This is a genomic window from Clavibacter phaseoli, assembly GCF_021922925.1.
GTDB classification, from domain to species: Bacteria; Actinomycetota; Actinomycetes; order Actinomycetales; family Microbacteriaceae; genus Clavibacter; species Clavibacter phaseoli.
Map to the genome: position 1 here is coordinate 1,204,467 of NZ_CP040786.1, position 12,948 is coordinate 1,217,414.

General features: G+C 73.1%; 14 protein-coding genes. 5 read left to right on the top strand and 9 right to left on the bottom strand.

Annotation, left to right across the window (positions count from 1 at the left end; genetic code table 11):
- Positions 1 to 60: 60 nt before the first annotated feature.
- The 4 genes from FGI33_RS05610 to FGI33_RS05625 are packed head-to-tail and all read right to left on the bottom strand — an operon-like array spanning position 61 to position 3,321.
- Complete coding sequence (locus FGI33_RS05610) at positions 61 to 987, bottom strand: ABC transporter substrate-binding protein (protein WP_119434352.1); 927 nt, start codon at positions 985 to 987, stop codon at positions 61 to 63.
- Positions 988 to 1,001: 14 nt separating this feature from the next.
- Entirely contained in the window at positions 1,002 to 1,727 is a 726-nt protein-coding gene (locus FGI33_RS05615; RefSeq protein ID WP_119434353.1) for an ABC transporter permease, read from the bottom strand.
- Positions 1,724 to 2,419, bottom strand: coding sequence for an ABC transporter permease (locus tag FGI33_RS05620; RefSeq protein ID WP_119434354.1), 696 nt, complete (start codon positions 2,417 to 2,419; stop codon positions 1,724 to 1,726). Before FGI33_RS05620 ends, FGI33_RS05615 begins: the two co-directional genes overlap by 4 nt.
- Positions 2,416 to 3,321 carry an ABC transporter ATP-binding protein gene (locus FGI33_RS05625; protein ID WP_119434355.1) on the bottom strand — a complete coding sequence of 302 codons (906 nt, stop codon included), beginning with the start codon at positions 3,319 to 3,321 and terminating at the stop codon, positions 2,416 to 2,418. Before FGI33_RS05625 ends, FGI33_RS05620 begins: the two co-directional genes overlap by 4 nt.
- A gap of 190 nt (positions 3,322 to 3,511) precedes the next feature.
- On the opposite strand from FGI33_RS05625, the gene FGI33_RS05630 reads away from it, so the two are divergent.
- Both FGI33_RS05630 and FGI33_RS05635 read left to right on the top strand, forming a co-directional pair.
- A complete protein-coding gene (locus FGI33_RS05630; protein ID WP_119434356.1) occupies positions 3,512 to 4,243 on the top strand; it encodes an SOS response-associated peptidase in 732 nt (243 codons plus the stop codon).
- Positions 4,244 to 4,280: 37 nt separating this feature from the next.
- Positions 4,281 to 5,378, top strand: a complete 1,098-nt coding sequence (locus tag FGI33_RS05635) for an App1 family protein (RefSeq protein WP_237582364.1) — start codon at positions 4,281 to 4,283, stop codon at positions 5,376 to 5,378.
- Positions 5,379 to 5,458: 80 nt separating this feature from the next.
- On the opposite strand, the gene FGI33_RS05640 is transcribed toward FGI33_RS05635, so the two are convergent.
- Complete coding sequence (locus FGI33_RS05640; protein WP_119434357.1) at positions 5,459 to 6,328, bottom strand: aldo/keto reductase; 870 nt, start codon at positions 6,326 to 6,328, stop codon at positions 5,459 to 5,461.
- A 251-nt stretch (positions 6,329 to 6,579) separates the two neighbouring features.
- On the opposite strand from FGI33_RS05640, the gene FGI33_RS05645 reads away from it, so the two are divergent.
- Positions 6,580 to 6,903 carry a DUF6504 family protein gene (locus FGI33_RS05645; protein ID WP_015490206.1) on the top strand — a complete coding sequence of 108 codons (324 nt, stop codon included), beginning with the start codon at positions 6,580 to 6,582 and terminating at the stop codon, positions 6,901 to 6,903.
- A gap of 129 nt (positions 6,904 to 7,032) precedes the next feature.
- Entirely contained in the window at positions 7,033 to 7,731 is a 699-nt protein-coding gene (gene pnuC, locus FGI33_RS05650) for a nicotinamide riboside transporter PnuC (RefSeq protein ID WP_119434358.1), read from the top strand.
- Positions 7,732 to 7,741: 10 nt separating this feature from the next.
- Here pnuC and FGI33_RS05655 read toward each other — a convergent pair whose 3' ends face one another.
- Positions 7,742 to 8,278 (bottom strand): GNAT family N-acetyltransferase, encoded by a 537-nt coding sequence (locus FGI33_RS05655; RefSeq protein ID WP_119434359.1) that lies wholly within the window; start codon positions 8,276 to 8,278, stop codon positions 7,742 to 7,744.
- Between the two features lie 68 nt (positions 8,279 to 8,346).
- On the opposite strand from FGI33_RS05655, the gene FGI33_RS05660 reads away from it, so the two are divergent.
- Positions 8,347 to 9,282: a LysR substrate-binding domain-containing protein gene (locus FGI33_RS05660; RefSeq protein ID WP_237582365.1), complete on the top strand. Its 936-nt coding sequence runs from the start codon at positions 8,347 to 8,349 to the stop codon at positions 9,280 to 9,282.
- 13 nt (positions 9,283 to 9,295) lie between these two features.
- On the opposite strand, the gene FGI33_RS05665 is transcribed toward FGI33_RS05660, so the two are convergent.
- From FGI33_RS05665 to FGI33_RS05675, 3 genes are all read right to left on the bottom strand, one after another.
- On the bottom strand, positions 9,296 to 10,552 hold the full coding sequence (locus FGI33_RS05665; protein ID WP_119434944.1) for an LCP family protein: 1,257 nt from the start codon (positions 10,550 to 10,552) through the stop codon (positions 9,296 to 9,298).
- A gap of 106 nt (positions 10,553 to 10,658) precedes the next feature.
- Positions 10,659 to 11,408 carry a dienelactone hydrolase family protein gene (locus FGI33_RS05670; RefSeq protein ID WP_119434945.1) on the bottom strand — a complete coding sequence of 250 codons (750 nt, stop codon included), beginning with the start codon at positions 11,406 to 11,408 and terminating at the stop codon, positions 10,659 to 10,661.
- Positions 11,409 to 11,496: 88 nt separating this feature from the next.
- Positions 11,497 to 12,864 (bottom strand): glucose-6-phosphate dehydrogenase, encoded by a 1,368-nt coding sequence (locus FGI33_RS05675; protein WP_119434946.1) that lies wholly within the window; start codon positions 12,862 to 12,864, stop codon positions 11,497 to 11,499.
- Positions 12,865 to 12,948 lie beyond the last annotated feature (84 nt).

A 12,948-nucleotide genomic window follows, 5' to 3' on the forward strand; every position in this document is an offset into this window, starting at 1 on the left:
GGCCGGCGCTCGCGCGTCGACCCCTCGCGGGTGCCGGGCGTCTCCGCCCGGTCGGCGCCTCTAGAAGAGGGCCTTCTCCTTCAGCCAGTCGGCGGCGATCGCGGCCGGCTCGGCCTTCTCGTCGCCCTGGTTGCGGCGGTTCATCTCGGTGAGGTCCTCGGTGGTCAGCGCGGCCGACACCTTGTCGAGGATCGCGGTGACGTCCGGGTTCATCTTCGCCGTGTTGACGAGCGGCACGACGTTCTGCGCCTTGATGAGGTTCTCGGGGTCCTCCAGCGTCACGAAGCCGTTGTCGAGGATCGACGGCGTGGTCGAGTAGATGTTCGCCATGTCGACCTGGCCGTCGAGGAGCGCCTTGACGGTGTTGGGGCCGCCCTGGTCCTCGATGGTGACGAGGCTCGCGTCGATGCCGTAGGTGCCCGTGAGGCCGGGGATCCCGTACTCGCGCTCGCCCAGCACCGCGCCGCCGCCGACGCGGACGCCCTTGCCCTTCAGGTCGGAGAGGCTCGTGACGCCGTTCGTCTCCGAGTACTCCTTCGTGACGTTGTAGGAGTCCTTGTCCTCGGCGGGCGACTCGTCGAGCACCTCGAAGCCGTCCGGCAGGGCGTCGCCGAGCGCGGCGTACACGTCGTCGCTCGAGGTCGCGGTGGACTCCGTGTCGTACGCCGAGAGCAGGTTGCCCGTGTACTCGGGGATGAGGTCGATGGACCCCTCCTCGAGCGCCTTGAGGTAGACCTCGCGCTCGCCGATCTGCAGGTTGCGCGTGACCTTCACGTCGTTGGCCTCGAGGGCCTGCGCGTAGACCTCGGCGAGGATGACGTTCTCGCCGAAGGCGGCGGAGCCGACGGAGATCGTGTCGGTGGGCGCGGCCGAGGCCGAGCCGCCCGAGGTGTCGAGGGGATCGCCGGACGAGCAGCCGGCGAGGGCCATCGCGGTGCCCAGCGCGACGGTGCCGACGAGGAGCCGGCGGGTGATGCTGTGGGTCATGTGCTGTGTTCCTTTCAGGGAGTGGTGCTGACCGCGGGCCTCGACGAGGCCCGCGGTGAGTCGGGGGTGCGTCCCGACGCGGCGACGACGCCGCGGGGGACGACGGCGCGCTGGACGATCGCGAAGACCGCGTCGACGACGAGCGCCAGCGCGGTCACGAGGATCGCGCCGGTGAGCATGAGCGGGAAGTTCCGCGTCGTGAGTCCGGTGAAGATGTACGGACCGAGGCCGGTGAGCCCGAGGTAGGCCCCGAGCGTGACGGTGCTGATCACCTGGAGCGTCGACGCGCGGAACCCGCTGATGATGAGCGGCAGCGCGAGCGGGATCTCGACGCGGCCGAGGATCTGCCACTCCGTCAGCCCGACGGCGCGCGCCGCGTCGATGGTCGCGCGGTCGACGGCCTGGACGCCCGCGTACACGCCGGCGAGCAGAGGCGGGATGCCGAGGATCGCGAAGGTCACGATCGGGCCGGTCAGCCCGATGCCGAAGTACAGGCCGAGGAGCACCAGCACGCCGAGCGTGGGCAGGGCACGCAGGCCTCCGGAGAACCCGACGGCGAGGTTGCGCCCCTTGCCGGTGTGGCCGATGTACAGGCCGGCGGGCACGGCGACGATCGAGGCGAGCGCGATCGACAGGAACGTGTACCAGAGGTGGTCGCGCAGGGCGACGGCGAAGCCACCGGTCCCGGTCCACCGGGACGGATCGAGGATGATCGCGAACGCGTCGACGAAGAAGCTCACGAGGCGCCTCCCTCGGTGGCGAGCAGGGCGCGGCGCGTGCGACGCCGCGTCGGGGTGGACGTCGCCGAGGCCCACGGCATGAGGAGGCGGCCGGCGAGCAGGAGGATGAGGTCGAAGGCGAGCGCCAGCAGGAGGATGCCGACCACGCCCGTGAGGATCTCCGTGTAGAAGGAGCGCCGGTACCCGCTGAGGATCATCGTGCCGAGGCTCTGGATCCCGGTCAGCGCGCCGACGGTGACCATGCTCACCGTGCTGACGGAGATGACGCGGAGACCGGCGAGAAGCACGGGTCCCGCGAGCGGCAGCTCGACGCGCCAGAAGCGCGCCCAGCCGGAGTAGCCCATCGCCGTCGCCGACTGCTTCACGTCCGCGGGGACGGCGGCCAGGGCATCGGAGGTGATGCGCACGAGCAGCGCGAACGCGTAGATCGTGAGCGCGACGACCACGTTCGCCGGGTCGATGATCGTGGTGCCGATGATGACGGGGATCGCGATCAGCAGGGGCAGCGACGGGATCGTGTAGAGGATCCCGCCGAGCGTCAGCAGGGGTCCGCGGACCGGCCGGTAGCGGTTGGCCAGCCAGCCGAACGGGAGCGAGAGCAGGAGGCCCACGATGATGGGCGGCGCGGCCAGGGAGATGTGCGTCACGGCGAGGTCGAGCACCGTGCCGAAGTTGGCGATGACCCAGTTCACGCGGGTCCCGCACCCTGCGCCGGGGCACCGGGGGCGTGCGCGGCCCCCGCCTCGGTCGGAGCGGATGCGGATCGGGCGGCGGCGCGCCCCTCGTCGTCGAGCACGCCCACCAGCCGGCCGTCGCGGTCGACGAGCACCTGTCCCGTGCCGGTGTCCTCGACGTGCAGCGCGCGCTTGCCCTTGTCGGCGCCCACGAAGTCGCGGACGAAGTCGTTCGCCGGATTGGAGAGGATCTCCTGCGGGGTGCCCTGCTGGGCGATGCGGCCGCCCTTCTCGAGGATCACGACCTGGTCGCCGAGCAGGAACGCCTCGTCGATGTCGTGCGTCACGAAGACGACGGTCTTGTCGAGCTCGGTGCGCAGGCGGATGAGCTCCTTCTGCAGGTCGTCCCGCACGAGCGGGTCGACGGCGCCGAACGGCTCGTCCATGAGCAGGATGTTCGGGTCGACGGCGAGGCCGCGGGCGACGCCGACGCGCTGCTGCTGGCCGCCGGAGAGCTGGGACGGGTAGCGGTCGGCCATCGAGCGGTCGAGGCCCACGGTGTCCATGAGCTTGAGGGCGCCCTCGCGCGCCGTCCGCTTGTCGACACCGGTGAGCCGCGGCACGGTCGCGATGTTGTCGACGACCTTGCGGTGCGGCAGGAGGCCGGAGTTCTGCATCACGTAGCCGATGCTGCGGCGGAGCTTCACGGCGTCCTGCGACGCGATGTCGGTGCCGTCGATCTCGATGCGACCCGAGGTGGGCTCGACCATCCGGTTGATCATCCGCATGAGGGTCGTCTTGCCGCAGCCCGAGGATCCGACGAGGACCGTGGTGGTCTGCGAGGGGACGACGAGGCTGAAGTCCTCGATCGCGAGCGTGCCGTCCGGGTACTGCTTGCGGACGTGGTGGAACTCGATCATGGTGGCTCATTCCTCGTATGCGCTACGAATCGACACTTGCCAGGTCCTCCAGCGAACCACGCCGGCGCCGGAACGGTCGCACCGGGTCGTCCGCTGTCGCCACTTCGTAACAAATGGGGCTTCCGCGGACAGTCCCCGGATGGCTCGCTGGCGTCGGTCGGCGTCGGACGCGTCCGCCAGGATGGAGGGCATGACGCGCATCCTCGCCCGGGCCACGACCGCCGACGACCTGGTCGGGCTGCTCGACGTGGATCACGCGGGCGACGCCGTCCCCGCGCCCTCCTGGCGCATCGTCCCCGGCGGGCGCGTCGCGGTCGTCGTCGACACGCTGCCGCGCCGGGCCGAGGGCGACACCGAGGACCAGGTGCCCGTGCGGCGCCTCGAGTCCGCGCGGTGGGGGCTCGTGCCCGCGGGATCCCCGGGGCCTGACCAGGGCCCGCCCCTCGCCGAGGTCCCCGCCGAGCAGCTCGCCTCCCGGCCGGAGCTCCTGCAGGCGCTCGTGTCCCGGCGCGCGGCGATCCCCGTCACGGGCTACTACGAGCACCACGAGACCGACGACGGCCTGCGCACCCCCTACCTCGTCGGCGCGGGCGAGGGCACGGTCCTCCTCGCCGCGCTGTACGAGTGGTGGCGGGATCCCGCGCGCGCCGCCGACGACCCGGCCCGCTGGGTGCTCAGCTGCGCGGTGCTCACCCGGCCGGCGGCCGGCACGGTGGAGGCGCTCGCGGAGCGCATGCCCGTCGTGCTCTCCCCGGACGTCGTCGAGGAGTGGCTCGATCCCACGGCCGAGGGCTCCCCCGACCTGGTGCGGGCCGTCGCCGCGCAGGCGGAGGACGTGATCGAGGAGCTCGCGATGGACGAGGTCGGCCCCGGGATCGACCAGGGCGCGCCGGACACGGCGGAGCTCGCGCGGCCCGTGTGACGACGGGCCGGCTCCCCGCGTCTGGTTGACTGGGCGCGTGGCCCCCTCCTCGAAGAAGAAGAAGCACGCGACCCGCACGCTCCTCGAGTCACCGGCCGCCGCACCCGTGCTGCACCGGGCGGCGCGCATCGAGGACCGCATCCACGAGATCCGCGAGGGCCGTGCCCGCAAGCGCGGGCTGAAGGCGACGGTCATCCCCTACGCCGGCTACGGATCCGTCCGCTGGGTCCGCGTCCTCTGCCGCGTCCTCCTCACCGACCCGAAGAGCAAGCGCGCGCTGGCCGGCGACAAGGTCGTCCGCGGCTGGCGGAGCTTCACGAGCGTGCCGCTCACCGACGTCGACGTCGTCGTCGAGATCGACGGGACCGAGCACCACGTGCGGGCCGACCGCGGCGGCGTCGTCGACCAGGTCGTCGAGGCCACCCTGCCGAGCGGCTGGCACACGATCCGCATCCGGTCCGAGGGGTCCGAGACCGTCGAGGCGCCCGTGTTCATCGTCGGCGACGACGTGCGCACGGGGATCCTCAGCGACGTCGACGACACCGTCATGGTGACCGCGCTCCCCCGGCCGTTCCTCGCCGCCTGGAACACGTTCGTGCTCGACGAGCACGCCCGCACGCCCACGCCGGGCATGGCGGTGCTCTACGAGCGGCTGCGCGTCCGGCACGCCGGCGCGCCCGTCCTCTACCTCTCGACCGGCGCGTGGAACGTGGCGCCGACGCTCACGCGGTTCCTGTCGCGGAACCTGTACCCGCCGGGCCCGATCCTCCTCACCGACTGGGGCCCCACGGTCGACCGCTGGTTCCGCAGCGGCATGGAGCACAAGCGGCTCAACCTGAAGCGGCTGGCCGAGGAGTTCCCGCGCGTGAAGTGGATCCTCGCGGGCGACGACGGCCAGCACGACGAGCTCCTCTACGGCGAGTTCGCGGAGCAGCACCCCGACAACGTGAAGGTCGTGCTCATCCGGCAGCTCAGCGCGGGCGAGGCCGTGCTCGCGGGCGGTCGGGCCAAGGCCGAGAAGCGCGCGCTCGACAGCTCCGTGCCGTGGGTCTACGCGCCCGACGGCGCGAGCCTCCTCGCCCAGCTCGACGACCTCGGGCTCGCGGACGACTCGGGCACCCGCATCGGGTCCTAGCCCGCGGCCGACGCACGAGGGCGCCACGCACGAGGGCCCCGCAGGAGCGATCCTGCGGGGCCCTCCTGCGTGCGGGTGGATCAGACGGCGTCGGTGAGCGCCTGGAACTCGTCGTCGGTGAGCTCGATGCCCGCCGCGGCGATGTTGTCCTCGACGTGCCCGACCGACTTGGTGCCGGGGATCGGCAGCATGACGGGCGAGCGGCGCAGGAGCCACGCGAGCGCGAGCTGCGAGGCGCGCGCGTCGTGCTGCTTCGCGAGGTCGTCGAGCGGGCCGCCGTCCTTCGCGAGCTCGCCGGTCGCGAGCGGGAACCACGGGATGAAGGCGAGGCCCTCGGCCTCGGCGTAGTCGAGCAGCGGCTCGGCGTCGCGCTTGGCGAGGTTGAAGAGGTTCTGCACGGAGACGATCTCGGCGATCTCGCGCGCGGCCTTCACGTCGTCGACCTGCACCTCGGAGAGCCCGATGTGGCGGATCTTGCCCTCGGACTGCAGGTCCTTGAGCACGCCGATCTGGTCGGCGAGCGGCACGGCCGGGTCGATGCGGTGCAGCTGGTAGAGGTCGATGCGCTCGAGGCCGAGGTGGCGCAGGCTCAGCTCGGCCTGCTGGCGCAGGTACTCGGGGCGGCCGACGGGCTGCCAGTCGCCGGGGCCGGGGCGCGTGAGCCCGCCCTTGGTCGCGATGACGACGTCGTCGGCGTACGGGTGGAGCGCCTCCTTGAGGAGCTCCTCGGCCACGAACGGGCCGTAGGAGTCGGCGGTGTCGAAGAACGTGACGCCGAGCTCGGCGGCGCGCCGGATGACGCGGACGGCCTCCTGCGGGTCCTCGGGGGCGCCCCAGACGCCCTCGCCGGTCAGCTGCATGGTGCCGTAGCCGAGCCGGACGACGGGCAGGTCGCCGCCGATGGTGAAGGTGCCGGAGGCGCCGGCGGGGCGGGTGGTGGTGTCGGTCATGTGGACCCTCCTCGGGTGTCGATGACGAGGGGGCGTCTGCCGCCCTCGGGACCCTGGTGCCAACGCGGCGACCCGCCGATCCATGCCCGATGCGCGCGATCCGGACACGACCCTCAGCCTCCGGTCGAGGGTGAGGTGGATCCGCCCGCTCCCCTCGTGGATGTCGGCGGGCGTTCCTACACTCGGATCAGACGTTCGAACATCCGTTCGAATGCAGGAGCGCGGCCGGCGCGGGCGAGAGGAGCGGCACCATGCGGATCGACGAGGACGTGGAGGTCGAGCTCTCGGGCGACGGATCGCCGCTGCGGTTCACCTGGCGGGGCGTGGTCTACGGGGTGGTGAGCTCGCCCGAGCGGTGGATCGCGCGGGTCGACTGGTGGCAGCGCACGGGCCGCGCGCCCCGCGGCGCGAGCGCCCACCTGCTGGAGCTGCGGATGTGGCGCGTCGAGGCCGTGCCGCTCACCACGGGCGCACGCCGGGTCGACGGCTCGTTCGACCTGAGCGTCGACGCGCGCGGCCGCTGGTCGCTCGTCACCGCGTCGGACGAGGAGCTCGACGTGCGCCTGTTCGCCTGAGGCCGCCCCCTCGCCGGGTGCCGGGCGGCCCGGGGAATAGCCGGGGGCGCCCGCGCCTTCACCCCATCGGCGCCGCGCACGGCGCCCGCACGCAGGTCACCCGGACCGCGGCGCACGGAGGGATCCCGCATGGCGGCACTCGAGTGGCTGTTCGACGCGCAGCTCCGCATCGGCGACCAGACCATCCTCTGGCGCGAGATCGTCGGCAACCTCTTCGGCCTCGCCAGCGCGCTCGGCGGCATGCGCCGCAAGGTGTGGGCGTGGCCCGTCGGCATCGTCGGCAACGTGCTCCTGTTCACCGTCTTCCTCGGCGCCGTCTTCGGCACGCCGAACCCCGTGAACCTCCTCGGCCAGGCCGGCCGCCAGGTCATGTTCATCGCCGTGTCGGTCTACGGCTGGTACCGCTGGCAGCAGGCCAGGCACGGCGGCGCGCCCGTCGTCCCGCAGTGGGCGTCCGGTCGCGAGCGGATCCTGCTCGTGGTCGCGCTCGTCGGCGGCACCGCGATCCTCACGCCCGTCTTCCGCGCGCTCGGCTCCTACGAGCCCGTGTGGGCCGACGCCTGGATCTTCGTCGGCTCGCTCCTCGCCACCTACGGCATGGCCAAGGGCTGGGTCGAGTTCTGGCTCGTGTGGGTGGCCGTCGACCTCGTCGGCGTGCCGCTGCTCGTGAGCGCCGGCTACTACGCGTCCGCCTTCATGTACGTCTTCTACGGCGCCTTCACGCTCGCGGGCTTCTTCGTCTGGATGCGCGCCCGCGGCACCGACGCGCCAGCGGTCGAGACGGCCTTCCCGGACCCGCGGATCGTCGAGGCGCCCGCCGAGCGCTGACGAAGACGCGTCAGTCGCGCTCGGCCCCGGGCCCGTCGCCGAGGTCGTGCCGCATGAACACGCTGGCCCGCGCGTAGGGCATGTGCCCGACCTCCGCGGGCGGCACGTGCCGGAACCCCACGCTCTCGTAGAGGTGGACGGCCGCCGGCAGGTCGACGCTGCTGCCGAGCACCACGGCGCCCGCTCCCCGTCGTCGCGCCTCGTCGAGCGCGGCGAGGAGCAGCTTCCGCCCGGTCCCCCGCCCGCGGACGGACGCGTCGACCGCCATCTTCGCGAGCTCCCACAGGCCGTCGCCCTCGGGGATCAGGGCGACGCATCCCACGACGCGGTCCCCGTCGCGGGCGAGGAGCACCGCGCCGCCGCGGTCGACGACCTGGCCGCGCGGGTCGGCCAGCACGCGCTCGTCGTCGGGCTCGAGCGCGAACAGCGTCGTGATCCAGGCCTCGTTCAACGCGCGGAAGGCGCGGGCGTCGGCGTCGTCGACGAGCGGCGAGATCTCGATCGGGGCGGATGCAGGTGCGGACGGGCTCTCGGCGTGCGTGCTCATGGATCCAGCATCTCCGCCGCCGCGGGCCGAGTCCAATATGGAAGACGTCGCTCCGATAGCGTTCGTGAATGGATCTCGACCTCCGCCTCGTCCGCTCCTTCCTCGCCGTCGCCGACGAGCGGCACTTCGGCCGGGCCGCGGAGCAGCTCGGCATCGCCCAGCCGGTGCTCTCCCAGCAGGTGCAGCGCCTCGAGCGCCGGCTCGGCGTGGCGCTGCTCGTGCGCACCTCCCGGAGCGTCGCCGTCACGCCGGCCGGCGCCGCGCTGCGGGATCGCGGGCGCGCGCTGCTCCGGCAGGCCGAGGCCGGGCTCGACGAGGTGGCGCGCATCGCCCGCGGGGACGCGGGGCGGCTCGACCTCGGCATGGTCCACTCGACCGTCGCGATCCCGGCGGAGCGGACCGGGCCCGTGGAGAGCATCCGGCGGTTCCGCGCGCATCACCCGGACGTCGAGGTGCGGGTGCGCGAGGGCTTCACGGTCGACCTGATGGAGGCGCTGATCCGGGGCGAGCTCGACGTCGCGATCGTGCGGGACCCGGATCCGGCGGACGGCGTCGACCTCGCGGAGCTCCTCACCGAGCCGTTCGCGGCGGTCGTGCCGGCCGCGCATCCGCTGGCCGCCCTGCCCGCGGTGGACGCCGCCCTCCTCGCCGACGAGCCCTTCGTGTTCCCGCCGCGACGCGCGAGCGACGACGCCTACGCGCGGAACCTCGAGCCCGTCACCGAACGGGGCCGGATCGTGCGGGTCGTCCAGGAGGGGTCGACGTGGACCATGATCATCCACCTCGTGGGGGCGGGGCTCGGCGTGACGATCGCCCCGCGGAGCGCGACGGTCGGCGCGCCGGACACGGTCCGCGTCGTCCCGCTCCGGGACTCGCGCGCGACCTCGACGGTGCACGTCGCGACGCGCGCCGACGATCCGAACCCCGTCGTGCGGGCGTTCCTCGCGGCGCGCGCGACGGAGGCCGCCCCGGATCCGGCCTCGCGAGGACGGTCGGCGCGCTGACGGCGGCGCCGGATCAGCCCTGCCCGTTGGAGCAGGTGCTCTGCGCGGCGGTCTGGCCGGTGATGCTCGGGTCGAGCACCTCGGCCGTCGCGGTGGGCGGCGTCGTCGACCCGCCGGTCGGCGGCGCGGTCGTGGCGGGCGGGGTCGTGGCCCCGTCGGCGGGCACGCTGCCGGACTCGTCGGACGTCGCCGCCTGGCCGAGCGAGAAGTCCGCGTCGGACGCGAGGAGGCCCACGAGCTGCGCGGCGGCCGCCTCGTCCGGCTGGACCCGCCCGTTGGCGAGCACCGTGCCCGGGTACTGCAGGAACACGACGTCGTCGAGCGGGATGTCCTTGAAGGTGAGCGCGACCGAGACGAGCGTGTCGAGGTCGGCGAGCGACGTGGACAGCTGCATGTTGTCGACCACCGCGCGCGCGATGCCGTAGAGCTTGGCGGGGTTGGTGAGGGTGTCGGTGCTCTTGATGGTGCGCACGAGAGCGCTCAGGAACACCTGCTGGTTGCCGATGCGCGAGATGTCGCTGCCGTCGCCGACGCCGTAGCGGGTGCGGAGGAACTGCACGGCGTCCTTGCCCTGGAGCGTGTGGAGGCCGGGATCCAGCGACAGGTCGGTCTTCTTGTCGTAGATGCCGTTGGCCACGCAGACCTCGACGCCGCCGACGGCGTTGGACATCTCGACCACGCCGTTGAACTGCACGACGCCGCCGTAGGGGATGTCGAGCCCGGTGAGGCCCTCGACCATCCGCACGGTGCACTCGAAGCCGCCGCGCGACAGCGACTCGTTGAGCTGGGCGCGCGAGCTGGCGGCGTACTTCGTGCCGTCGGGGCCCTCGCACTCGGGGATGGGCACGAGCATGTCGCGCGGGAAGGAGATGACCGTCGCGCGGCTGCTGTCCTCGCTGATGTGGAGCAGCATCGTGACGTCGTTGAGGGTGGCCGTGCCCACGTCCTTCGCGGCGCCGTATCCGTCGCCCTGGCCGGCGCGGCTGTCGCTGCCGACGATGAGGATGTTCGCGCCGCCGTCGATGCCGCCGAGCGACGGCGGCATGGTCTGGCCGCCCGAGATGTCGACCGTGTTGTCGGCGACGGTGCGGGAGAGGTCCCAGGCGGCGATGCCCACGACCGAGAGCGTGCTCACGAGGGCGACCGCCACGGTCGCGGCGATGCCCTTCATCACGGTGCGTCCGGCGCTCGGGGTGCGGAGCCGGCCGTGCCGTGCGATGCCGCGGACGCGGGCCCGGTCGGAGCGGGTCCTCTGGGGGGCGTGCTGCATGGGGGATCTCTCGTCGCCGGGCGGGGAGCGCCGGGCGCGGGCACCCGGATCCTCCACAGGGTAGCCGAGGGCGGTGGAGAGTCCGCTCGGCGCGCGGGCCCGTGCGCTAGGCGCCCGTCCGCTCCTCGCCGCGCAGGTGGGCGTCGAGAAAGGCGTCGATCCGCCGCCACGCGTCCGCCGCCGACGCGGGCTCCGGGCCCATGCCGACCGCGCGCAGCACCGGGCGGAGCGGCCGGGGACCCATCTCGGCCTCGTTGAGGAAGGAGTGCCCGGCGGCTGCGTACTCGCGCACGTCGTGGTCGATGCCGTGCGCCACGAGGGCGGCCTCGAGGCGGTCGGCGGACCCCGCGAGCTGCCGGTCGCGGCCGCCGTAGCTCGCGACGATCGGGCACGCGCCGTCGAGCACGCCGTCGAGGTCCTCGGGCAGCATCCCGTAGTTGACGCTCGACGCGTCGAAGCCCCGGGAGGCCGCGGCCAGGGCGAACCCGCCGCCCATGCAGAACCCGATGACGCCGACGCGCCCGGTGCAGTCGGCGCGGGCGAGGAGGGCGCGGCGGGCGGACTCGACGTCGACGAACGCGCGGCCCTCCCCCGCTGCCAGCGTCCGGAATGTCGCGACCAGGCAGCGGCGCGCGCCGCCCGCGGAGAAGAGGTCGGGCATGAGCGCGAGGAAGCCGGCCTCGGCGAGGCGCTCGGCCTGGCGGCGCATGACGTCGGTGACGCCGAAGGCCTCGTGCACCACCACGACGGCGGGCCAGGGGCCCTCCCCGTCCGGCACCGCCAGCACGCCGTGGAGGCCGGGCGACGCCCCGGGCGCGGCGGCGGGCAGGGGGATCTCGGTGAGGGTCACGGGCATGCCCTCACGCTAGGACGCGACGAGGGCGCCGCCGCCGGGAGGCGACGACGCCCAGGGAGCCGTCATGCGGGAGGTCGACGTGGGGCGGTCAGCGCCAGGCGGTCGGCCCCGCGGATCCCGCGCGGTACTCGGCCATGGGCACGCGGTCGCCCTTCCAGGCGCGCATGACGGGCGCGACGATGCGCCAGCACCGCTCGGCCACGTCGCCGCGGACCGAGAGGCGCGGATCACCCGCGAGGATCCCGTCGAGCACCTCGCCGTACGGGGTGAGCTCGGGCTGGGCGAACTCCGCGCGGAACGTGGATTGCGTGAGCGTGAAGGGCTCGCCCGTGCCGTCCATCGTGACCTCGAGCGAGATGCCGTCGGGCTTGAGGTCGATGATGAGCCGGTCCGGTCGGGCGGAGCCGTGGAGGCCCCGCGGCAGGTGCGCCACCGGCTTGAAGGTGACGACGATGCGCTTGGACGCCTCCTTGAGGGCCTTGCCCGAGCGCAGGCGGAACGGCACTCCCGCCCAGCGCGCGTTCGCGACGCCGAACGTGACCTCGGCGAGCGTCTCCGTCTCGTTGGCCGGATCCACCCCCTCCTCCTTGGCGTACGCGGGGATGCGCGTGCCGTCGACCGTCGCGCCCGTGTACCGGGCCCGGCGGCTGTGCGCGACGGGGTCGTTGTCCCACACCTCGGTGGCGCGGAGGACCGAGGCGATGTTCGAGCGCAGGTCGTCCGGGTCGATGCTCGCGGGCGGCTCCATCGCGAAGACCGCGAGCACCTGCAGCAGGTGGCTCTGGATCATGTCGACGAGCGCGCCCGACTTGTCGTAGTAGGCGGCGCGGCCCTCGAGCGCGAGCGTCTCGTCGTAGAGGATCTCGACCTTCTCGATGTCCCGGGCGCTCCACACCGACTCGAAGAAGCGGTTGGCGAAGCGCAGCGACACGAGGTTGAGCACCGTGGAGAGGCCGAGGAAGTGGTCGGTGCGGTGGATGCGGTCCTCCGGCACGAGCTTCAGCAGCTGGCGGTTGAGCTGCGCGGCGCTGCGGCTGTTCGAGCCGAACGGCTTCTCGAGCGCCAGCGTGGTGCCCTCCGGCAGGTCGAGCTTCTCCAGCTGCTCGCACACCGCGATGGAGATGGCCGGCGGCAGCGCGAAGTAGAGGGCCGGCGCGCCCTCGCACGCCTCGAGGATGCGCTTCAGGTCGTCGAGGTCGGTGGGGTCGGCCTGGATGTACTTGGTGGACGAGACGATGCCCGCTGCCCGGCGTCCCGTGGCGTCGACCGAGTCGAACGCGGTCTTGACCGTCTTCGTCCACTCCTGCGGGCTGCGTTCGCTCCGTCCGGTGCCGATGAGCTGGATCCTGCGCCCCCGATCGCTCGCCACGAGGCTGCCGAGACCCGGCAGGAGGAGGCGTTCCGTGAGGTCGCCGCTGGCGCCGAGGATGACGAGGGTGGAGGGTTCGCTGGTCATCCTCCGAGACTACGGGTCGCGGCTGCCGGGCAGCCGACCTACACTGGGCGAGTCGAACATCCGTTCGAACATCGCGCCCGGGGA